This is a genomic window from Candidatus Hydrogenedentota bacterium (assembly GCA_013359265.1).
In the GTDB taxonomy this organism is placed as follows: domain Bacteria; phylum Hydrogenedentota; class Hydrogenedentia; order Hydrogenedentales; family SLHB01; genus JABWCD01.
In genome coordinates this window covers 276951-299965 of sequence record JABWCD010000005.1, presented here as the reverse complement: position 1 = coordinate 299965, position 23015 = coordinate 276951, and the positions used below count along the sequence as shown (strand labels likewise).

Genomic DNA, 23015 nt, shown 5'->3' with positions numbered 1-23015 from the left:
TATGGTTTACGCAGGCTTATGGAGCCGGCGATTCGGACTTGTCTTCTGCGTGCTCGTCCTTCGCGGCCTGGAGCGCCTCCTCGGCGCTCAGGCGGGCATTGGCAAGCAACTCGCCCTGCACCGAAGTAAGCTTCACCTCCGCGCCGGACTTCAGCGTCTGCTGACCAACCGTAACGACGCGATCGCTGTCAGCTATGCCTTCAAGGATTTCGACGTTCGTGCTGTCCTCGAGCCCCGTCATGACTTCGCGGCGCGACGCGATCAGAATCGTTTCATCTGCCTTCGTTGCCTCGTCGGCAGCGGTCTCGGCATCCTCTACCGCCGGCAGTTCCACCACGTAAATATACTTCCGGGTGTTCTCCTCCACCACGGCATTCTTCGGCACCAGCAGCGCATTCTCATGCGTGGCGAGAACAACGTTCACCCGCGCAAATGCGTGATTGCGCAATTTGGACAGCGCCGATTTCTCCACGCCGAGCGTGACCTTGACCGTGCCGCTCGTCGGGTCCACGGCCGGGTTGATTCTCCTCACCTTCGCCGTGACCTCTTCATCCAGCGAATCGAGCTTCACCGCGGCCGCCTGACCCACCTCGATGCGCGACAGATAGCCCTTTTCCGGCACGTTTATGTTCAGAACATACGATTGCGGGTCGATGATCTCGAAGCACGGCGAACCGGACGATATGATTTGGCCGACTTGCGCCATCTTCTGCGTTACGATTCCCGACAATGGCGCGCGCACTGTCATATTGCCCAACTGGACGTTGAGCTGATCCACGCTCGCCTGCTGCTGTTCGAGCGCGTACTTGGCGTTCTCGAACTCGAGCGGCGCAACCAGACCCTCCTTCACACTCTCCCGGGCGCGGTTATAATCGGCCTTGGCCTTCGCGAGCTGGGTCCTCGCGGATGCAAGTTGTGTGTTGAGCTCCGATGTATCCAGTTCGGCAAGCACGTCGCCCTTGCTGACGGAATCGCCTTCATCGACAAGTATTCGCAAGCACTTCCCGACGCCCTCGGAGGTCACCTGGACACTGCGATCGGCTTCGACACGGGTGGTCGTTTCGAAAAACTCGGAGAGCGAGCCGCGCGTGGGCAGTTGCGCCTCGACGGGAATCGGCGCCGGCTTTTGTTCCGCACGCTTGGCCAGGGCCTCGTTCTTATTTGGCGTCGGCGCAGCGCCGGTGCAGCCCACCAACACGCCTATCACCGCCGCCAGCCCGATGATTCGAGACCACGTTGCCATATGTCCTCCATACCCGCGCACTTTACGTTCGCCGAACTGTACCGCGCATACCGTATGGCAGGCGCACGGATACACTCCAACTCATGGGTTTGACTCGCCTTGGCTTGCTCAGGTTTCGCACCATTCGCCGCACACCGTGTGTTGCGCCTTTACGGCTCACACGAAGGTGATGCTATACTCCCGCTTCGAGTTGCGTCGTCATGGACAAGTTCGGAGGCGCACTCGCGAACCGGTCGCCGCGGCGTCTGGGGCGGCATTCGCAAAGCAAGAGCATCCAATGTGTTAGAGGTTGTTCGATGAAACCTTTGATCGGCGTGACAAGCGAACTCGTCGTAAACACGAATGACGGTCGCCCCTGGAACAGCAGTAGACTCTTGACAAGCTACGGCGACGCCATCACTGCCGCCGGTGCCCTACCTGTGATTCTACCGCTGGCGTCGGCCGCGATCTGCGAGTCCATGCTCGAGCGGATCGATGGCATCATCCTGTCCGGTGGCGACGATATTCCCCCCGAAGTCTTGGGCGAGCCCCCGCACCCCAAAGTCTCGCCGCTCCCCATGCCGCGTTGGGAGAGCGAACTACTTTGGTTAACAACGGCCTTGGAAGTAGATAAGCCCCTGCTCGGTATCTGCCTCGGCATGCAGATTATGAACGTCGCATCCGGAGGAAGAATGATTCAGGACATACCCGATCAACGGCCCGGATCACTCGTTCACGGCACCCCCAGCCGGCTCCACCGGCATCAGGTCAACTTCGTGGCGGGTACACGGCTGGCCGAGGTCGCTCCGGCAATGACGCTCGAAATTACGTCCTCACACCACCAGGCAATCCGGGATGTTCCCGCCAACTATAACCTCGCGGCGACGAGCCCAGATGGTCTGATCGAAGCAATCGAGCGTCCGGACAAGAATTTCGTCATTGGTGTCCAGTGGCACCCCGAACGCGATCCACTACAACCCGATTGGCTCTTGTCCGCGTTCGTGCGGCATTGCGGAAGCAGACTCGAACATAGCGGCGGCCTTGGCGTAAGGACTGATGTCGTCTGACAAAAAAATTGGCCGTGGCCCCATGCGTTTCATCGCCATCGCTGGTATTGGCGCGTTCGCGCTCTTGCTGCTCGTTGCGTTCGGCATAAAACGCGTCGCATACAAGGACGAGAACCAACGCGCCTCCGCGGCAACCGGCACGGGCACCTTTCAGGGCGAGCGAGCATACGATACGCTGAAACGGATCGTGGCCATCGGGCCGCGCCCTCCCGGTTCTCCCGAGGCCGAAACCGTACGTCAATTGATCCGGACTGAGGTTGAAGCTGCCGGTCTTGAGTTCAGGACCTTCCCATTCGACGCTGACACTCCCTTGGGTAAACGGGCGATGGTGAACCTCGTAGCCGTCGTGAAAGGCAATAGGGACGGCGTCATCGCCCTGAGCAATCATTACGATACCAAGTATTTTGAAGATATTCGCTTTGTCGGCGCGAACGACGGCGGCTCGACCACCGCCTGGATGATTGAGATGGCGCGCGCACTAGGCCCCACGCGCGACGGCCGCACAATCTGGCTGGTTTGGTTCGACGGCGAAGAAGCGCTGAAAGAATGGTCCAGTGCCGACAGCCTCTACGGCAGCCGCGATATGGTTCGGCGGCTACGGCGCACGAAGGAACTGGCCCACCTGAAAGTCCTCATCAACCTCGATATGATCGGCGATTGTTATCTGGGAGTCTTCCGCGACGCGGGCGCCCCATCGTGGCTGCAAAACGCAGTGTGGAAAACGGCGGCGGAACACGGCCACGAGCGCCACTTTCTCGCCGATCCACGCGTGATTGAAGACGACCATATGCCGTTTCGACTCGCCGGCGTGCCCTGCATGAATCTAATCGACTACGAGTACGGCGGCTCGCCGCTCGAGCACGGCGCGAATTGGCATACCGAGCGCGATACAATCGATCGCGTTTGCCCCGCAAGTTTGCAGGCTGTCGGAGACGTGATCTACCATGCATTGCCTGCGATAGAGTCGTTTCTGGACGCGCAGGCGCGCCTGGATTAACGTGACACAGCACACTCTCGACACGGCCGCCTGGCTGCACGAAATCGCGCCCGACGACCTGCGACGCACGGTCGACGTGCTGTACCGCGTCCACCGCCTCGTAGTCCTCGTCACCGACCTCCCGACTCTCCTCCTCTCCATCATGGAAGAAAGCAAACAGGTCGCACAGGCTGAAGCGTGTGCGCTCATGCTGTACGACGCGATCACCGAGGACCTCTACTTCGAGGTGGCCTTGGGAGAATCGGGAGACCAAAGCGCCCTGAAGCGCGAAGTGCGACTCAAGCTGGGCCAGGGCATTGCGGGCAGCGCGGCACTCACCCGCCAGTCCGTTAGCGTGGCAGACGCGCGCACGGACGACCGCTTCTTCAAACAGGCCGACGAGACAAGCGGCTTTGAAACACGTTCGCTTCTGGCTGTACCACTCGTGGACCGTGACGCCCTGATCGGCGTACTCGAGGTCGTGAATAAAGTCGGCGGCGGACCGTTCACCAACGCTGACCTGCACGTAATGGAGATGTTCGGGAGTCTGGTCGCTACGTCAATCGCGAATGCGCGGCTGATCGAACAGAACTTACGCGCGGAACGCCTGGCCGCAATCGGCCAGGCCGTCGCCGGTCTTTCGCACTATACCAAGAACATCATCACCGGCCTCAGCGGGAGCGTCGATCTTATCGATCAGGGATTGAGCCAGAACAACTCGGAATTCATCCTGCGAAGTTGGCCAATTTTCAAGCGAAGCACGCAAAAGATTTCCGACTTCGTCGAGGACATGCTGTCGTTCTCGAAGCCGCGAAAACCGCTCATCGAACCCTTCGACGTTCGCACCGTCGTGAAAGACGTGAGCGACACCGTCTCCGGCACAGTGGCAAAGAAGGAAATCGGGCTGCACATCGATTGTGCCCGTGCGGCGCCCACGGTGCGCGCCGATCAACGCGGCCTATACCGTGTCTTGTTGAATCTCGTGTCGAACGCGGCGGACGCCGTGCCGCGAACGAACGGTGTGATTCGCCTCCACGCGGAAACCGCGGATTCGGGCGCGCTGATCATTGAAGTCGCGGACAACGGCCCCGGCGTACCCGACGAAATCGCGCGGCAGATTTTCGATCCCTTCTTCTCCACCAAGGGGTCGCGTGGCACCGGGCTGGGGCTTGCGGTAACCCAGAAGATCGTGGTCGAGCACGGCGGCCAAATCACCGTATCGCGCGCGCCGGACGGCGGCGCGCTGTTCCGCGTCGTAATACCGCAAGAAGTGGATGGGCAGGAGTGAGGCATGGGTAATCCGAAATCGTTTCGACTCGAGGCCGCGGGTTGGGGATTCTGGCTCGTCACGTCGCTTGTCCTCGCCGGGCCGAGCGTCTACATTGCGTACCAGGTGACGCAAGAGCACCTGTCACGCGAAATCCCATTCGCAATGGGCATCGTCGTCGCCGCTTTTGTGTCGGCTTTCGTCACCTATATCGCAAACCTGATCATCCAACGCAACAACGAGCGGCGGCGTTCCGCCGAAGCCAAGCAAGCGAAGAAGCAGAAGAAGCGCTAACTACGGGGCCGGGCCGGCGCATGAAAACCGAAAGCAAATCGGACCTCGAACAGTTGTCCCAATACGTTGCCGTTAACCCGGACGACAACGGGCGGCGTTGGAGCCTCGCCAAGAAACTTTACATGGCGTGGGAATACAACGACGCGCTCAAACACCTGCTCATTCTCAAAAAGAACTGGAACAAAAAACTCAACGTATTGCGCTATCTCGCCGCGACCTACTACCGGCTCGGCCTGTACGATGAAGCGATCGCGGAACTTCATGCGATTACGCTCGTGTGGCCGAATGAAATCGCGGTCTGGGAACAGCTTGCCCGCGTGTACGAGGTGGCCGGCCGCGCCGCGGAAGCCGCCCATACCTGGGAGCAGGTGGTCCGAATCAATCCCGCGCACCCCACCGCGGCGCGCTCCGTCCAGCGCCTGCGCTCGCCGTCGACGGATGTGAAACGGGAGGATTTGCGGCTTCGAGACAGCGACAGCGGAATCGATCTCAGCCCGTATCGCATCTGCAAGTCGTGCGGCGCGCAGAATAGTGACGAGTTCGACCGATGTTGGCAATGCCATGCCGTCCTGCGCGACGACGAACCGGCAATTGACAGCATGCACGCGGTGCGTAGCCCAAAAAGCCGGGCGTGGCTGCTGACGCTGGTCGGAGGAATGGCCACCGTCGCCGCAGCGACCGCGGGAATGTATATTTCCCTGATGGTGATGCGGCAAGTAGGCCGCGACGTTCCCACGGGCTTCGGTCCGGTTTACGATCTGCTTGCGCGCCAACTTTTCGCCGCGCGCCTCGTATGTGCCGGCAGTCTGTTGCTGGCGTGGCCAATCGGCCTCTGGATAGGGTTCCGCGCCGCCGGCGTGCGTAACGTTTCATGGTCCCGACTGATCGGCCCGGGCGTTCTCCTGTCCTCCTTCACCTACCTCGCGATGTGGATGCTGGCGCCGTGGCTGCCCTACGCGCCCTTAATACCTGCCGTCCTCTCGCTCATTGTCATTCTATCGTTCGGCGCCGCGCGCATTCCTCAATCCATCGAGGCGTGGATTGTGCAGGGTGCGTTCGTCGCCGCTGTCGGCCTCGGCTCGTTTGGCGCTGTCTCGGGTTTGCAGCCCATCGTCGAACTGCAGGCGATCGTGAGCCACAGCGCGGTTATGAGGTCCCTTCCCGACCGGTACAGAATTCCGGTTATGTCCGGCGTAAAGGAGGGTACGTGTTCTGTCCGCTGGCTGACGACCGGATCAAGCTGGCTGGACCGGCACGGCAGGAACGTAATCATCGAAGCCCAATCCGAAAAGCCCGATCTCGCGATCGCGCTCGACCTGCAAATCGAAGGTGTCTCAGTCAGCCAACCGGCCCCTATACCCAACGCGATCGTCGCAACCGTCAACACGGACACCTACTATCAGTTAAATGTCGTCGCCGGCGAGAATGAGGGGTTCACTGTCCGCAGCCGTAGCGTCCTGCAGGCAGTTCCGTTCCAGGCAGACCTGTTAAAAGAATAGCTCGAGGGCCTGCGCTGCCTGCGAGGCGCTGGGACTCGGACTCGAGCGAGGAAAACTCTTCCGCGCGCAGGAAACGCTTTGACTGCGCGAGCCACTCGCCCCGCTGACCGTCCGGAGATACGCGCAGCAACAATCGCCACGCGTCAACGTGCGACGGCCAACGGCGGATCGCTTGTTCAAGGGCGACGTACGCAGGTAGACGGTTGTTCAAGAGGTACTCAGCAGTGCCGAGACCCAAATACAGCGCGCCGCTGTCGCCGTTCTGCAAGGCCTTCGCAAAATGGTCCCGCGCATTCGTGTAGTCCCCCGCGTCGAGCAACGCAATGGCGTATTTCTCGTCAATTTCCGCAGCGAGAATCCCGGGCGATCGTGCCGCTTCCTTGTACAGGGCGATCACAGAATCACCCCGAATGTGCGCAGTCTGGGCCTTCTGTAACGCGTGACTCGGAAGCATTAGAGCATTCCAATACAGGACAGGCGCAAATACGACCAACAGTCCAATGAAACGAAACCCTGCGGCGTCGAGGAGCGTTCGTTTTTCGATGCCCGGCGGTACGCGAGACAACAAGCTGACGGCAAGCAATACGCCTGCAAGCGCATGCGGTGGGCTGTGAAGCGGCGAATTGAACAATGCAAACACGAACAGCGCGGCGAGACCGCCCCACTCCGGCCCGCTACACCGTATCACCTTGAGAAACAGAAACACTGCCAGCGCGACGCCAAACACTCCAAGCTCGGCCCAGAGCAGCAACAGGTCATTGTGCGGATGCTCAGTCAGTAACGTGTTGTGCATGAACCGCTCGCCCCCCGGCGCCCAAAGTACGCTGCCGAGTGCCAGCGGACTCTCCACGGCAAACCGCCCCATGCCAATTCCCGCGATCGGGTGGGCTTTGACCATTTCCCACGCACCCGCCCAAAACCACCACCGTAGGTTCGCTCCATCATCGACGGACGAAAACGTCATCGCCACGCGCGATACGGTCGCGGCTGGTGCAAATAGGACGCATAGAGTCGCGACACTCGTTAGGATCAGCGCCGCCCCCCCCGCCCCGCGCACGTTTGGAAATTTCCACACGGCGACGGCGCAGCCAATCGCGCACGCAAGCCACGCAGTTCGCGCACCGGTCAGCAGCAGAGCGCAACCGAGCACGCCTAACACCGCGAGCGTCAACGGTTGCCAGGATCGTCCCTGCAGATACTTTCCCAGGAGAAGCGGCATCGCGGCGGCAATGTAGCCACCAAGCAGTCCAGAATTGCCGAACACAGAGTAAATGGGTGATGAACCCGGGTACGCCGGGAAGAGGAACGGCGCGAGCCCTGCGAATTGTCCAATCCCCAAAACGGCGGCTACGGTCGCAGTTGCGATTATCGCGTTCAGTACCGTGCGGCGGTGTCTCTCATTCGTTAGTGGTACGGATGCGAAAAGACCGAACAGCGGCAACACGAGTCCAATCATCGCAACGAAACCGCTATCGCCCTGGGTTGGCCCGGAATTCTGTTGATCGGTAAGTTGACTGACGAATCCAGCCACAAAAAACGTGGTCAAGGTGATGCCGACAACGCTCGAAGCGCTCCGTGCTGGATACGTGCGCGAGAACGCGCTGACAACGCCAAGCAACGCCAGGCCAAAGGTCAGGGCGAATAGCTTGATGTGGAGGAACGAGGCCAATTGCGTCGAGTACAGCAACGCCGTCGACGCGACCGTGGCTGTGACTATCAGGGTCCGGACGCGTCCATCGTCCGTTTTCTTCGCCTGCACGCTCGGTTGAATGTTTGCCATACGCGCACTAGGATAACGATCCTTGTCTTCCCGCAACAGCCGGAGCACTCGCATGACCGCTCGTCTTCTCGTTTTCGGATTAGTCTCCTCTCTTGCTGCAGTCGGCAGCGAATGGCAACCCATCGAAGCCCATCCGCGGCCCGACTGGGCGCGGCCATGGATGAATTTGAACGGTGAGTGGCGTTTCGACTTTGATCCGCAGGACGTCGGGATCAAAGAGGAGTGGTATAAACAGCACACCTACTCAAAAAAGATCAACGTCCCGTTTCCATGGCAGAGCAAACTGTCGGGGATCCAGGACACGCAGTACAACGGCGTGGCGTGGTACGAACGCGATGTCGCGATTCCCGCGGATGCAGGCCCGCGCATCGTCGTAACGTTCGGCGCGATTGATTGGTCGGCGACCGTATGGGCGAATGGCACACAGGTAGGCGCCCACGAGGGCGGCTATGTTCCATTCTCCGTTGATATCACGGATGTTGCGAAGCCCGGCGAAACAGTCCGCCTCACGGTACGCGCAGTTGACAACACGGACCCCGACCTCCCGACGGGTAAACAAATCGGCTGGTACACACAAACCGGCGGCATCTGGCAAACCGTCTACCTCGAATCGCGTCCCAAGTCCGAGATTCGCAGCGCGCGCATCTATCCAAACATCGACAATGGAACTGCACAGTTCGACATTGCGCTCTGGTTGGCAAAGGACGGCGAATACACGATTAAGGTGAAGGCGGCCCACGCCAGCCAAACTTTCGCTGTCAAGGATTCGAATCTTGGGGGCAAGGGCTATAACGAACTCTCGGTGACGCTGCCCATTCCAAATCCTGAATTATGGTCGCCAGACGATCCGAACCTGTACGACGCGACGATCGAACTTTTGCAGGATGGCATGACAGTCGATTCCGTGAAGACGTATTTCGGCATGCGAAAGATTTCGCGCGGGAAGTATATGGGCAGCGACTACGAGTACATCCTGCTCAACAACAAACCCATTTACCTGCGCGGCGCCTTGCATCAGTCATTCAACCCCGACGGAATCCACACGCACCCCGACGACGACTACATCCGCCGCGATTACGAGAAGGCGAAAGCCTACGGCCTGAACATGCTGCGCATCCACATCAAGGTCGAGGAACCGCGCGCGCTGTATTGGGCGGACAAGTTGGGCGTGCTCTTGATGACCGACACACCGAACTGGTGGAAAAAATCGGACCGGTCGCGCAAGGCGTGGGAGGACACGATGACCGCGCAGATCGCGCGCGATTTCAATCATCCCAGCATCTTCGCTTGGGTGCTGTTCAACGAGACATGGGGCATCGGCGATCAGGGCTATGACCGAAACACCCAGGAATGGGTGCGCGACATGTACCTCAAGGCCAAGTCGCTCGACCCAACACGCCTGGTCGAAGACAACTCCCCCTGCTACTACGACCACACCGTAACCGACATCAATTCATGGCACTTCTATATCGACGATTTCGCGCGCGCCCGCGATCACATTCAGGAAGTCATCGACAAGACCCAACCCGGAAGCACATTCAATTGCGCCGAAGGATGGAAGCAGGGCGCCGCACCCCTCATCAATTCCGAATACGGCGGCGTCAGCGCGGGTTCCGGCGACCGAGACATCTCGTGGGTCTTCCTGTTCCTGACCAACCTGCTTCGGAAATACGACAAGTGCGTCGGATACGTGTACACCGAACTGAGCGACATCGAGTGGGAACACAATGGGTTCATGAACTACGACCGTTCCGACAAGATGTACAACTATCCCGCAAATATCACCGTCGCGCAATTGCAGTCGCCGGATTTCCCTGTGCTCGATTGCCCTCCATATCAGGTGGTCAAAGCAGGCGAAACGGTGACGATTCCGGTCTCGATAAGCCGTTGGTCGGAGCAAACCGGACTCACCCTGCGCCTGTCCGTCGACGGGAACACAGTCGATAGTAAACCGTGGTCGACGTGGATACAGCCCGAGGAGCGCGCCATCGAGTGCCCTGCGTATCGCGTCACACCGCAAGCCCCATTCTCCTTCGCCGCGCCCGACGCCGAGGGTCTGGTGAACGTGATCGCGGAAGTCCGTAAGGACGGCAAACGCATTGGCGCGAACTATTGCGTCGTCCACGTCACCGGCGGCGCCGCGTGGAGCGCGCCAAATCAGGTCGCGTTATCGTTCCCCGTCGAGGCGTTCGCGGAAGCGAGCCCCTCCGAAACCGCGCCAACTATCTTCCCACGCGAAGGCAAGGTGTACCGGCATGGCGCGGGCTATATCGAGTATCGCCTGAAACTTCCGAAGGACCTCGATCCCGGCTCCGTGAAGGGCGTTAAGCTGTACGCGGAAGTCGGCGGCAAGGCGGACCAGGAGCGCCTCGATTGGCCTGCACGAAAGAATCCGCAGGACTACCCGCAGTCGGACGGCAAGCAATGGCCAACCGTGGTTACAGTCTCCCTCGAGGGAATCGAGCTCGGCGCCATCCGCTATCCGATGGACACCGCAGACGCGCGCGGCGTGCTCTCCCACGTCGCCCAGTACCATCACGGCTCGTACGGCGGCGCATATGACCTGCCGTTAAAGGACGATGCCCTCGCGCTCTTCAAGCTGGCCGCCAAGACGGGAAAGCCCGTACGGGTCCGGTTCGAGGTCAAGCCCGACGCCAAGGCCAAAGGCGGTCTGGCAATCTACGGGAAGACTATGGGCGCCTGGCCATCCGACCCGCTCTTCCTCGTCGAACTTGCGGACGGTGCCGCCAAGCCAACGGGCGCCATAGAGCCGATAGATGCCGTCACCGAGCGTCTGGTGACCGTTATACAAACTGGGCGTGACGGACACCCGTGGCGGTACACCACTGAGGACCCGGGCGATAATTGGATGGAATCGGACTTCAAAGACTCCGCATGGAAGAAGGGAAAAGCTGGATTTGGCTCGAAAGGAACGCCAGGAGAACGGCTGAGTACTGAATGGAACAGTTCCGACATCTGGCTCCGCACATCAATCAACCTTCCCAAGGATTTCGGGCGCGGCGGCGCGTGGGTTGACCTCCATCACGATGAAGGTGTCGAAGTCTTCGTGAACGGTAAAATCCTGCTGAACCGCAAGGACCACGTCACGGAATACCAGCGAATCGCGCTCTCCTCGGGTCAGCTATCCCTCTTCGAACCCGGCAAGAAGAACGCGGTTGCGATACACTGCCACCAGACGGGCGGCGGCCAGTATGTCGATTTCGGCCTGTCAACCCTTGGGGACTAGTGCGCCCGTCCGCGCCCGGAGGCCGTCCCGATGCCACGCGTGAAGCACTCGAAAAAGGGTCTCATCGAGATTCGCCGCATGGCGCGCAAGCTCGATCCGGAACCCGGTCACGTCTTCCAAGTCTGCAAGAATGCCCTGGCCCTCTTCGATGCGACCCGGCGCATTCACAAACTTGGCGCGCCCGACCGCAGGCTGCTCGAGGCGGCGGCGCTGCTCCACGACATTGGGCATACGATTGACGTTGTCGCGCATCACAAACATTCCCGCGACATCATTATGGACATGCGCCTCCCGGGCCTTTCGGCGCGCAGAAAACGTATCGTCGCATGCGTCGCACGGTATCATCGTAAGGCGCACCCCGCTGGGACCCACGCAGTATTCTGCGATCTCGATAAGCCGGATCGGCGCCGCGTCCAGAAGCTCGCCGCTATCCTGCGCATCGCCGACGGATTGGACCGGAGTCACGTGGCGTCGTGCAAGCGAATTGCCGTCGAAGCCGCGAAAGACTCGGTGACGATTAATATCGAACAGCGCCGCCCCACGCCAACCGATATCTGGGGAGCGCAACGGAAGCAGTCGCTCTTCGAGGAAGTGTTCAAGGTGCGCGTCATTATTCAAGCGATCCCGGACAAACGGCAGTCAGTGCCAAAGACGAAAGCCTCGGCATGAAACAATCAACGGTTGTACTTATCCTTCTCTTGTGCGCAGGGTGCGCAAGCACGCGCGCGCCGGTCCCCTTTGCGCTCGAGCCCGGCGACTTGCTGTTTCAAGACCTCGACGCAGGGCCGCTGTGCGACGCAATCGAAACGGTTACCCACGGCGTCGACGGCGCGAAGTTCAGTCACGTCGGCATGGTCGCGCGCGTCGAAAATGGCCAGCCTTTCGTCATCGAAGCCGTCGGCGCGGGCGTCGTCGAAACGCCCCTTGAAGACTTCCTGTCACGAAGCAACGATGAAGCAGGCCGTCCAAAAGTCCTCGTCGGACGCATCGTCGGCGAACCCGCGCGGCTTGTTCCCCGGGCGATCGACGTGTCGCGAAGCTACCTTGGCCGCCCTTACGACTCGATCTTCGTCATGGACAATTCTTCGTTTTACTGCTCCGAACTCATTTACGAGTCGTTTCGGGAAGCCAACAATGGAACGCCAATCTTCGAGTTGGCCCCAATGACTTTTAAGGACCCGGCGACATCCGCGACGTTTCCCGCCTGGACGTCGTACTACGCGGAATTGGGTATCGCCATTCCCGAAGGGAAACCGGGGCTGAACCCCGGCGGCATGTCGCGCGCGGCTTTCGTGCGCATTGTGCACGCTTACGGCCAACCAGCGGGGTGGCCCGGAAGTCCAGCGCCATGAAGGGCCCCTGCGTACTGGCGCAAAAGTCCGCGCGCCACGCCCTGAAACAGCGTGTGCACGTGCTGCGCGGTCACGTCAAGGCCGCCGCCGCGCACGATGTCGACGGCATTCACGATCTGCGTGTCGCGTCGCGGCGACTGCGCGCGGCGTTGGGCGATTTCGCCGGCCGTTTCAAGAAGCGCGCCCTGAAACCGTTGCGCAAGCGCGCGCGCGACGTCACCCGCGGTTTGGGCAAGGCGCGCGAACTCGACGTCACGCTGGGCCTTCTGCGCGCCATGCGCCGCGACGCGCCCAAGGAACTGCACCCGGCAATCGCCCGCGCGTCGCGAATGCTGCGCGCCATGCGGGACGAACAGTCGAGTTCCGTCGATGCAAGCTGCGCGTTCGTGCGCGATCATGCCTTCCGCACCGAGATCGGAGACTTGATCGACGCGGACAGAAGGTCCGAGACCTGCTACCGGAAGGAAACCGCGTTGACGTTACGCAAACGATACACTCGCCTGGCCTCGGCCTATCGCGAGTGGATAGCCAGTCCCTCGGATGACTCGCTGCACCAGGTCCGGATTGCGTTCAAGAAACTTCGGTACAGTTGCGAGATCGCCCGTGACCTGTACGGCGAGCGCATGGATGCACTCATCGAAAAAATAAAGGGCGCCCAGGAAACACTGGGCGATTGGAATGACGTTCGGGTACTCCGCGACTACCTTGTGGCCTGCGCGAAAGCCAATCCGGGCATGGCCGCGGAATTCGCTAACATCGAGGCCCGCTGCGACGAAACCGCCAAGCAGCACCTGGATGATTTCGCGAAACGCGCACCGCAGTTGCTCGACAAGTCCGCGCGCGCCGCCGCGAACGAATTGTTTTCAACGCCGGAAGTGGTCTGCTGCGTACGCCGCGGCGGTCGGACCTCACTATGATGCAAAAAAGGTGACGCAATGCTCCGCCTACTACTCTCGTTCCTCCTCCTCCCCATCCTCGCCGGCGCGGCGACACCGCTCAAAATCATGAGTTTCAATGTGCGCTACGGCACTGCGAACGACGGGCCGAACCACTGGGACAAACGCAAAGGAATCGTGACCGGCGCAATTAAGGCATACGACCCCGACGTAGTCGGCACGCAGGAATGCCTCGATTTCCAGGCGGAATACATCGTCGATGAACTGCCCGAGTATCGATGGTTCGGCGTGGGTCGCGAAATCAACTGCGGCGGCGAGCACATGGCAGTGCTGTACAAACACAAATCGCTGGCGCCGATCGAGTCCGGCAATTTTTGGCTATCGGATACTCCCGGCGTCGTCGGTAGCGTTTCGTGGGATTCGGCCTGCCGCCGCATGGTGACCTGGGCGAAGTTTCAGCACCTGGAATCGAAGCAGTCGTTCTACTTCCTCAACACGCACCTTGATCACAAGAGCGAACCCGCCCGTCAGGGCGGCGCAAAGGTCCTCCGCGACTGGATCGCGGCCCTCCCCGCCGATGCGCCGATCATTCTAACCGGCGACTTCAATTCGGTGGCCGGTAACAGCGAGGCATATACAATTCTGACTGCAGCCGGTCTCAACGACGCGTGGACTTCCGCCGTGGAACGCGCCGGCCCCGCAATTACGTGGAGCGGATTCAAGGCGCCCGAGGAGGGTCAAGACCGCCGGATCGACTGGATTCTGGCGCGAGGGCCAATTGACGTGACGCGATGCGAAACGGTCACGTTCAATCAAAAGGGGCGTTATCCGTCGGACCACTTCCCGGTATTCGGACTGCTTTCCATCAAGTGAGATGTCTTGACTCCAAATAGGTGTTCGTTCAAGAAATCCAGCGTCAGCCGCTCGAGCGACTTTCCACGCAGCCGATAGTTCCACGCCGCGTGCCCAAAATTCTCCGCCGCGTAAAACTCGTGCGGCACCCCCTGCAATTCGAGGAAAAGGTGAAACCGCTCCGCTACTGCAAACGGCGTCAAAAACACATCGTCCTCTTCCCCATGCACAATCATGGTTGGCGGATCGTCACGCGTAATTTCGCCCAACACGTGATCCGCATTGCCCCACAAGTGCACATACGCCTGCACGCGCGGCGATGCGTTCGGCGCATTCTCCGATGGAATAGGATAGCCCTCTCCATCCGCCGCGTAATCGCCGGCATCCGTCACTGCCACGGCCGCGCCGGCAATCGCCCCCGCCGATTCGCCGATGAACGCGATCCGGTTCGCATCCACACCGTACTCGCCCGCATGCTTGCGCACATGCCGTACCGCCGCCTTGGCGTCTACAATCGCGGCGTGCACCGCCGAGGGAAACAACAGCGCACCCCAAAGGTCCGAGGCCGGTGGGTTGTCTTGAATGAGCCGGTAATTGATTGCGAAACAAACAAAGCCGCGCGCCGCAAAGTACGTCGCGAAATCGACGATGCGCTCGTCCGCTTTGTCACCCTCGACGAACCCGCCGCCGTGCATGATGATTGCGGCCGGCCGCAGTCCTTCAGCATTCTCCGGCGTATATACATCCATAAGAAGCGGCTCGAGCGACGGGGAACCCTTGCCCGCCTCATCGACATAACCCAATCCGTACTCCACGTCATGGGTCACCGCAACCGTGTTGCCTGGAAGCGTTCCCGGTGGGCAACCCAAAACGCCCACCGCAAGAATCAAAAGGATTGCGAACGTCTTGGCAGGCTGCGCTTTCCCACGCACCAGCAGCGTGATGGGTCGACCGGACTCATTCTGCGTCGCGTAAGTAGGCGATTTCATCTCATTCGACGTGACGACCTACCCGTTTCCATATTCAAAAATCGATACCGGTGTCAGGGCAATTACAGCAACTACGAGGCCATAATCTCGGACTCTCGATCGTATTCGTGATCGTCCTGCTCTCAAAACAACCGATCGCGCCCCCCCCGGCACTTGCGTCCCTTAGGTCCCTTGGCCCCCGCCCGTCAAGCACCCCTAATTCCGAATCTCAAAGTTGTCGCTATTGTCGAAAATCGTATCGTCTGCCACCGACGACACGCGCACGAAGTAATTCGCTGCGGGCGACAGTGAGAGCGGTATGGCCCATTTCCAACGCCCGTCGTTATTGGTCTGGCCTTTCAGGTTCATAACGAACGCGCCGCCCTGATAGAGGTCGATACGCACCTTCGCCCCGATATTGCCCGTCGACGTCCACTTGATCTTTCGTTCCCGTCCTTTCGCCCACGAGATGCCCGCTTCCGGCCGAGTGACCTCGATGCCGCCGCTGATGGTGGTATCCGGATCGAGATACTGCTCGATCAACGGGAAGCTGACGTCGAACCGTCCGTAGTAGTCGAGCCGCCCGCTTGCTGGGACGCCGCAGTACGACGGCCCGCCCCACAGTTGGCCAATCACTTGTTGCGTGCTCTCGATGAAGAGCGGGCTACCCGACGACCCGGGCTCCGTCACGCCCAGGTTGACGCGCCACGTACTTTGGTGGAACCTGCTTCGCGGGTGCGAGTCCAGGAGCGATTCGGCCACATTCGTAATGTCCCCAAACGAAATCCGCTTATAGTCGCCGCTCGGATGATGAATGCACACCGTCGGTGTTCCAATCCCCGCCTCCGCGCTCGCCCAACCCAGATAACTTGCGCCGCTCGATGCATTGTTGTTCAGGCGGAGCAACACAAAGTCGGTACCGCTATTAACATTTGTCGTCGCGAGCAATTGCGCGCCGCCGGTCGTACGTGGCACGCTCGATGGATTGGGCGCCGACCCGTTGCACGAACTCGTCTGGTAAAGCCAATACACTTCTATGCTGGAAGCGGAACTCTGCGAACCAACGCAGTGGTTCGCAGTGAGGAAATAAGGAATTGTCGTCGACGAATCGGTGTCGGCAAGAAGGCTTCCGGTACACCATAGGCTGCCGGATTGGCCGACGCTCCCGATTCCTCCCACTCCCGCGGAAGTAGACGCCCACGACGAATAACACGAAACGTCCAACTCGCACGCACCCGCGCCTTTCGCCATCGCCAGTTTGCCGAACGGGACGTAGTTGTGCGTCGCGCGATCTATCGTGAGTCGCACCGCGTTGCGATCCGCGCTTGCCGGCACAAAGCATTCCACAACGACCAGTTCCGTGAATACGGTTGCGCTCCACAGGTCGGTCTCGCCGGGTGGCGGGCCGAAATACGGGCCGTACGCTTCGTTCGCGTCGTACCCGTTGTAGACCACCACGCGCGCTCCCAACGGCAACTCGATCTCGGAGAAATGCACCCGCATGCCGAGCGCGTCGGGCGACAGTATCTCGATAGACCACAACGAGCCGCCGCCGTCAACCGGGGACCACTCGCCTGTCGAGACATTGTCCCCAAGCACGACTGCGGGCGCGGCCAGATCAAGCAGTACGCCGATGCGCGTCGGTTTCCCCAAGCTTTCGCTCTCCGCGTCCTCACGCGATACACGCGCCCAATCGATTTCCGGCAGGACCGCGCCTCCACGCGGCTCAATCGATTTGCTGACACCGGTCGGGACAGGCTTCTCAGGTAGTAGCCGCGCCACCGCAGGCGGCGCCTCCCCAAATTTTTCTACGGGCGGCAGGTCCCACTTCTTTTCCCGGATACCGAGCGCCTTAACGTCCTCTTTCGAAAAGACCCTGTCGTCGCCGTCGCTGTATAAATCGAAGGTCGCCCCATCCGGCCCCTTGACGTGAAATCCTGTAACAAAGCGGTCGCTGCCGTCGTGCGTGCGCTCGCTCCACGACATGAGAACGGAATACTCCGAACGCGAATAGCCATGAGATTCGAGAAGGGATTGCGCTTCGGGAAACTGGGGCTCCTTGGAACAACCGGAACATTCGTCAGCAGCGTTCGCGGCGGAAATTACGGCCAGAATGGCGCATGCCGCCACGAGATAGAGACGCATTACTTCCATCCTCCGGCCGCGGCATATGGACTGCCCTTGGCCCTTCCCGGTCGTCGGTGCGACGAGCGCAAACAGGGTACCATTCCTCGCTTGCATCGCTCTACATAGTGTACCGGATGATCGCGGTCCTATTACAAATCACGAAAGGCTCGAATCATTATAAATGGCCAAACAGCAAGCAGTTGGCTATCAGCCCGTGGCGAAAGTCCTGTAGCGCCCGGTCTCCGCGCCGGGCGAAACGCGGAGAGGCGACTAAACAGCAAGCAGTTGGCTATCAGCCCGTGGCGAAAGTTCTGTAGCGCCCGGTCTCCGCGCCGGGCGACACGCGGAGAGGCGACTAAACAGCAAGCAGTTGGCTATCAGCCCGTGGCGAAAGTTCTGTAGCGCCCGGTCTCCGCGCCGGGCGAAACGCGGAGAGGCGATTAAACAGCAAGCAGTTGGCTATCAGCCGGTGGCGAAAGTTCTGTAGCGCCCGGTCTCCGCGCCGGGCGAAACGCAAAGAGGCGAAGTTCGGCCCAAAATCGCGCCCGCCACAGAGAGCGGGACGCTACAAATTGCCGAATTTGGACTGTTGCCACGGGACACCAGCTATCACCAATTCTCCGGAAAGGTGCAGTAATACCCCGTAATCTTCCCGCCGGATTCCCCTATCTCGTAGTCGACAATTAGACGAATCTTGCTGGTCACCTGTACCGAACACGGATAGCTTCCGTCCGGAATTGGGGCGGCATCGGGTTTGTACTGGTACGCCTTGAACCGTTGCCCAACATCCCAGGCCGCGAACCCGGGATCGCTCGACTTCACGGCCGCTACCGAGACCATACGCCGGTCGCTGAATACGAGCGTCGGCGTCGAATTGTGCATGCAAAGCTGCGCCGGCGACGGGTGGCGCTCGCTCTGCACATTCGTTTTCACCGGCGCGGACCAGGTTTTTCCCCGGTCCTTGCTCTCCGCCAACCAGAAAAAGCCGTCGGACTGCGGAACGTTATTTCGAGAAATTCCGATGATTCGTTTCGGCTCGACCTCGAGTGCCGTCCATTCGTCGCCCAGGAAGCCGTCCGCATTTGGAATCGCGATCGATTCCCAGTTCCTGCCGTTGTTGTACGATAGCGCCGCGATCGCGCCGTTACCCGGCGCAGTGTAAAGCGGCAGCAACAAATCGCCGTTCGAAAGGACGACTGCCGCCGCGCGCGTGCGCGAGTTTGGAACTCCAATCGACTCCGCCTTCGCCCATGTCTTGCCGCCGTCGCTCGACCTGGACATCATCGCCAACGACTCTCTCGCTTCGGTGTACGTGTTGTACGTCACCAGCAACTCGCCATTGGGAAGCTCGACAATCGCGACATTGCGATCGTCAACGTTCGGCTCATCGATGATGACCTTCGCCTCCGTCCACGTGCGGCCCTTGTCTGAGCTTTGTGCCAGCATGATCCGCCCTTCGGCGGAGTAGTCGTGAACCGTTCCCTCGCGCCACACGCAGTACAGCGTGCCGCTGGCCCCAGCCGTAATCCATGGCCACCCCGGATAGCTCCCATCATAAATGACAATATCGGGCTTCGTTTTCTGATACATATCCTGTGCCAAGGCAGGACCGCTCACAATTGTGAAGACCAGGAGCGCCACTAACGACGCGAAACGAACTGCACTCATATTCTTGCCAAGCCCTTATGCACGGTAGGTTAATGGAAATCCCAGTATATCAATCATTCGATCTCGCAGCGCCTTGCGTTATACGATTCCTGTGGATGAGGGGACGCCGAATCGCTCGGGTCCTTGTGGGGAGCAATTACCACCCAGTATCTTGCGGCATCCGTGCCCATTACCTTGACCGAAGGAATCTGTCCATGACCGTACCCAAAGTGGCGGCGATAATTCCATCACGCTACGGATCAACGCGCCTGCCAGGAAAAGCGCTCAAGCCCATCGGCGCTAAACCGATGATTCAGCGTGTGTACGAGCGCGCGAAGTTGGCGAAACATCTCGCCTCATTGACCGTTGCGACCGACGACGAGCGCATCGCGCGCGTGGTCGAAGCGTTCGGAGGGCGTTACGTCATGACGTCGCCGGATCACCCCAGCGGCACTGACCGCCTCGCGGAGGCGGTGCTCGACATCGACGCCGATATCGTCGTAAACGTACAGGGCGATCAGCCCTTCCTCGATCCCCTGATGATTGACGAAGCCGTGCAGCCCCTGCTCGATGAGCCGGAACTACAGATGTCCACGCTCATGCACCCAATCGCGCGGGAAGAAGACCTGAACGATCCCGCGGTGGTAAAAGTCGTTACCAACCGCAAGGGCGACGCGCTGTACTTCTCGCGCTCGCTCATTCCGTACCCGCGGCAAAACGTCGATCACAACGTCTTCGAACACGTCGGTCTCTACGTCTATCGTAAAGACTTCCTGCTCAAACTCTCCCTGCTCCCCCCCACACTGCTTGAACGAATCGAATCGCTCGAACAACTGCGCGTGCTGGAACACGGCTACGTGATCAGGGTCATCCAGACAAAGGTCCACGACAATGCCTTCAGCGGGTTCAGCGTGGATACGGAGGACGACCTCTTGCGCGCCGAAACCATGCTGCGCGAACGGGGTCTCGAATGAGCATCGCGCTTGACCGCAACGCCCTCGCCGCGCTCGAGAGCGGTCTCGACCCGGTAACCCGCGAACGCGTCCATTTCACCGCGGATGCGATCGTCTCCACAAAGGAGCGGGGAGGAAAGGTCGCCGTCGTCACGGGCAGCGGGCCAAACGTCCACGAAGGCGTCACGACCCTCATCGCAGAGTTGATGCGCCTTGGCGTGATCGACGGCGTGTCCACAAGCAGTGCGGTCATAGCACACGAAATGGGCGGCACGTTGGATAAAGTGAAGCGCTGCGCGGGCGTACCGCTCGGTGTGGACCCTGCCTGGTTGCCGCGCGGCGGCGAATTCGAACTGACGGAAATGGCGCCGGAAACCTTCGCCGAGATTCTGGAAAACATCCCGGTCGACACGGACCTTATAGCGAAACTCGAACAGGCCACGGGAAAAACCATCATAAAAGCCGCCGGAAATCTCGGCTACCCGATGGGCCTGTGGATGGAAAAGCTCTCCGTCGAGATTCTCGCCCTGGCGCGGTCTCACGGCAAAACGTTCGAAGAAGTCGCCGGGCTTGGTGCGGACGAAAGGACCATGATTGGGATCGGCGCGCGCAAGGGATTGCCGGTGATTGTGACCATTCCGCAACTCGTCGGCGGTGGAATGACCGGCCTATGCATCGGCGACAGCGTGCCCCTGTCGCAGCGCGCCGCGCGCCTCGCCCGCGTGCTTGATTCCGCCGACATCATTATCGAGTCCGCCGTCGCGCTCACACAGGAAATTCACGACGGGCCATTCGAACTCTACACCGGCCACGGACTCTGGTCCGCGTGGCAGGGGCACTTCGCCTACAGCCTCGAAGGGAAGAAACTGGTACGCATCGATCTCGATCCCGCGCTCGCCGAAATCTGCCGCATCGAGAAAGAAGGCGGCGCCGTGCAGGACGCAATCGCCGACGGCCTGCCCAAAACAAAAATGTTCAAGGTGCCCTTCCGTATGGAAATGTCCGGATTTGCGCGGCATGAAGGCAGCACCGCGATCATCGCCGATCTCGGCGTGGTGTGGCCGCTCATCGCGGCGCGCGTTGCGGACAAATTGAAACTCGACCTGCAGTTCATGTCCTACCCGCAGCAAACCGAACAAGGCAAAGCCATGCGCGAGTGGATCGTCCGCGAAGTGCGTCCACTCAGCCGGGCGCGGATGCTGGACGCCCTCGGATGAACTTCATCGATCTCGCCGTAATCGTCGCGTACTTCGCCGCGATGACCCTCATGGGCGCCTACTTTTCCCGTCGTGCGATCACAACGGAGAACTACTTCGTCGGCGGCCGCTCCTACCCGGGCTGGCTGATCGGCGTATCGCTGTTTGGCGCGACCATCAGCTCAATTACGTTCGTGGCCTATCCCGCGGATGCGTACAAAACGGCCTATCTCCGCTACCTCATCTGCATCATGCTGCCCGTGGGCGTGTTCATCGCCACGCGATGGTTCGTTCCCTTCTTCCGCCGCGGCAAGATCACCTCCGTCTTCGAATATCTCGAAGGGCGCTTCGGCCCGCGCACGCGCACCTATGGCGCAACCGTATTCGTCCTCGCCCAGTGCATCCGCCTCGCGATGATCCAGTACTTGACCGCGCTGCTGATGAACAAGGTGACCGGCTGGTCGCCGGCTACGTGCATTCTCGTCGGCAGCGCCGTCACCGCGTATTACACCGTCGTCGGCGGAATCGAGGCCGTAATCTGGACCGATTTCGTCCAGTCCGTCATTCTTACCGTCGGCGGCCTGCTCATTCTCGTCACAATTATTTGGAGGCTGCCCGACGGCGTCGGCCAGATCTTCTCCATCGGCGCGGAACACGGCAAGTTCGGCCTCAGCGAATACCGCGCGGACACGCAGACGCTGCACCCCATTGACTGGGGATTCGCCTTGAGTCACAAGACCATCCTCATGCTCCTGCTCGTCGGCCTCTTCCAATGGCTCGCGGAATACAGTACAAACCAAGAGAGCATTCAGAAGTACTGCGCCTCAAAAACGGCCAAAGACGCGCGCCACGCGATGTGGGTCTGCTGCTGGATGTGTGTGCCGACCTGGCTGTACTTCATGTTCGTCGGGACGGGTCTCTTTGCCTTCTACCACGTGTTCCCCGACGACGCGGCCAGCGAGATGCTAACCGGCGCACGCAAGGGAGAGGAAATCCTACCCTACTTCATCACCACCCAACTGCCCGCCGGGTTCTCGGGAATTGTCGTCGCCGCCGTGCTCGCCGCCGCCATGTCCAGCATGTCCAGCGCAATGAATTCGATCTCCGCCGTCGCAATCACCGACTTCTACAAACGCCTCTGGGCGCGTGACAGAGACGACAAACACTACGTGCTCGCGGCAAAATGGGTCACCTTGGCAAGTTCACTCATCATGGTTTCCGGCGCATTCTGGCTGCTCGCATCGGAACAAAAGACATTGCAGGACGTCTGGACCGAACTCCAGTCCATCGCCGCCGGCGGCCTGCTCGGACTCTACATGCTCGGCTTCTTCACCACGCGCGGCGACGGTCGCGCCGTTGGAATTGGAATTGCCTTCGCCGTCGCCTTTTCGCTCCTCATTTCACTCAACGGCCTCGGCTGGCTACCGGCAGGCCTCTCAGCGTCAATAAACCGCAACTTCGACGGCTACTACACCGGTATCGTCGGCAATGTCGTCATGTTCACCGTCGGCTACCTGCTCGCCCGCATCCTGCCAGCGCGCAAGCGCAACCTGACCAACCTCACAATCTGGACACAAGACCACGCGCCGCTCGATTAGCGCCGGCGTCGCGTTGCCGTCGCCATCGGCGAAAGTATATGATCTGCCTCATTCAAACGGATTTTTCTCTAACC

Annotated in this window: 18 protein-coding genes; 13 read left to right on the top strand and 5 right to left on the bottom strand. The window is 60.2% G+C overall.

Features of this window, described 5'->3' with window-relative positions; all coding sequences use genetic code 11:
• Window positions 1–16 precede the first annotated feature (16 nt).
• The gene (locus HUU46_06620) at window positions 17–1243 is read right to left on the bottom strand and encodes an efflux RND transporter periplasmic adaptor subunit (GenBank protein ID NUM53298.1); all 1227 of its coding nucleotides are present in this window, start codon (window positions 1241–1243) and stop codon (window positions 17–19) included.
• A gap of 296 nt (window positions 1244–1539) precedes the next feature.
• On the opposite strand from HUU46_06620, the gene HUU46_06615 reads away from it, so the two are divergent.
• The 5 genes from HUU46_06615 to HUU46_06595 are packed head-to-tail and all read left to right on the top strand — an operon-like array spanning window position 1540 to window position 6325.
• Window positions 1540–2289 (top strand): gamma-glutamyl-gamma-aminobutyrate hydrolase family protein, encoded by a 750-nt coding sequence (locus HUU46_06615; protein ID NUM53297.1) that lies wholly within the window; start codon window positions 1540–1542, stop codon window positions 2287–2289.
• Window positions 2279–3286, top strand: coding sequence for a M28 family peptidase (locus HUU46_06610; GenBank protein ID NUM53296.1), 1008 nt, complete (start codon window positions 2279–2281; stop codon window positions 3284–3286). The genes HUU46_06615 and HUU46_06610 overlap by 11 nt, the downstream gene beginning before the upstream one ends.
• Window position 3287: 1 nt before the next feature.
• Complete coding sequence (locus HUU46_06605) at window positions 3288–4553, top strand: GAF domain-containing protein (GenBank protein ID NUM53295.1); 1266 nt, start codon at window positions 3288–3290, stop codon at window positions 4551–4553.
• Between the two features lie 3 nt (window positions 4554–4556).
• On the top strand, window positions 4557–4826 hold the full coding sequence (locus tag HUU46_06600) for a hypothetical protein (protein ID NUM53294.1): 270 nt from the start codon (window positions 4557–4559) through the stop codon (window positions 4824–4826).
• A gap of 20 nt (window positions 4827–4846) precedes the next feature.
• Window positions 4847–6325 carry a tetratricopeptide repeat protein gene (locus HUU46_06595; protein NUM53293.1) on the top strand — a complete coding sequence of 493 codons (1479 nt, stop codon included), beginning with the start codon at window positions 4847–4849 and terminating at the stop codon, window positions 6323–6325.
• Here the strand turns inward: HUU46_06595 and HUU46_06590 are convergent.
• Window positions 6261–8105 (bottom strand): O-antigen ligase family protein, encoded by a 1845-nt coding sequence (locus HUU46_06590; GenBank protein NUM53292.1) that lies wholly within the window; start codon window positions 8103–8105, stop codon window positions 6261–6263. The two genes, HUU46_06595 and HUU46_06590, sit on opposite strands and share 65 nt — an antisense overlap.
• A gap of 52 nt (window positions 8106–8157) precedes the next feature.
• Here HUU46_06590 and HUU46_06585 point away from each other — a divergent pair, with 52 nt between their 5' ends.
• Genes HUU46_06585 through HUU46_06565 form a run of 5 tightly spaced genes read left to right on the top strand, consistent with a single transcriptional unit; the run spans window position 8158 to window position 14473 of the window.
• Window positions 8158–11352, top strand: coding sequence for a hypothetical protein (locus HUU46_06585; protein ID NUM53291.1), 3195 nt, complete (start codon window positions 8158–8160; stop codon window positions 11350–11352).
• Window positions 11353–11382: 30 nt separating this feature from the next.
• Window positions 11383–12021, top strand: coding sequence for an HD domain-containing protein (locus tag HUU46_06580; GenBank protein ID NUM53290.1), 639 nt, complete (start codon window positions 11383–11385; stop codon window positions 12019–12021).
• A complete protein-coding gene (locus tag HUU46_06575) occupies window positions 12018–12704 on the top strand; it encodes a hypothetical protein (protein ID NUM53289.1) in 687 nt (228 codons plus the stop codon). Before HUU46_06580 ends, HUU46_06575 begins: the two co-directional genes overlap by 4 nt.
• Window positions 12701–13621 carry a CHAD domain-containing protein gene (locus HUU46_06570; protein NUM53288.1) on the top strand — a complete coding sequence of 307 codons (921 nt, stop codon included), beginning with the start codon at window positions 12701–12703 and terminating at the stop codon, window positions 13619–13621. The genes HUU46_06575 and HUU46_06570 overlap by 4 nt, the downstream gene beginning before the upstream one ends.
• Window positions 13622–13639: 18 nt before the next feature.
• A complete protein-coding gene (locus tag HUU46_06565) occupies window positions 13640–14473 on the top strand; it encodes an endonuclease/exonuclease/phosphatase family protein (GenBank protein ID NUM53287.1) in 834 nt (277 codons plus the stop codon).
• On the opposite strand, the gene HUU46_06560 is transcribed toward HUU46_06565, so the two are convergent.
• The 3 genes from HUU46_06560 to HUU46_06550 all read right to left on the bottom strand — a co-directional run bounded on the left by HUU46_06560 (window position 14425) and on the right by HUU46_06550 (window position 19215).
• Window positions 14425–15441: an alpha/beta hydrolase gene (locus tag HUU46_06560; GenBank protein ID NUM53286.1), complete on the bottom strand. Its 1017-nt coding sequence runs from the start codon at window positions 15439–15441 to the stop codon at window positions 14425–14427. The genes HUU46_06565 and HUU46_06560 overlap by 49 nt on opposite strands.
• Window positions 15442–15636: 195 nt before the next feature.
• Window positions 15637–17565: a trypsin-like peptidase domain-containing protein gene (locus tag HUU46_06555; protein NUM53285.1), complete on the bottom strand. Its 1929-nt coding sequence runs from the start codon at window positions 17563–17565 to the stop codon at window positions 15637–15639.
• 591 nt (window positions 17566–18156) lie between these two features.
• A complete protein-coding gene (locus tag HUU46_06550) occupies window positions 18157–19215 on the bottom strand; it encodes an exo-alpha-sialidase (GenBank protein NUM53284.1) in 1059 nt (352 codons plus the stop codon).
• Between the two features lie 194 nt (window positions 19216–19409).
• On the opposite strand from HUU46_06550, the gene kdsB reads away from it, so the two are divergent.
• The 3 genes from kdsB to HUU46_06535 are packed head-to-tail and all read left to right on the top strand — an operon-like array spanning window position 19410 to window position 22941.
• Window positions 19410–20168: a 3-deoxy-manno-octulosonate cytidylyltransferase gene (gene kdsB, locus HUU46_06545; GenBank protein NUM53283.1), complete on the top strand. Its 759-nt coding sequence runs from the start codon at window positions 19410–19412 to the stop codon at window positions 20166–20168.
• Window positions 20165–21364 (top strand): hypothetical protein, encoded by a 1200-nt coding sequence (locus tag HUU46_06540; GenBank protein ID NUM53282.1) that lies wholly within the window; start codon window positions 20165–20167, stop codon window positions 21362–21364. The genes kdsB and HUU46_06540 overlap by 4 nt, the downstream gene beginning before the upstream one ends.
• On the top strand, window positions 21361–22941 hold the full coding sequence (locus HUU46_06535) for a sodium/solute symporter (protein NUM53281.1): 1581 nt from the start codon (window positions 21361–21363) through the stop codon (window positions 22939–22941). Before HUU46_06540 ends, HUU46_06535 begins: the two co-directional genes overlap by 4 nt.
• Window positions 22942–23015: the final 74 nt, after the last annotated feature.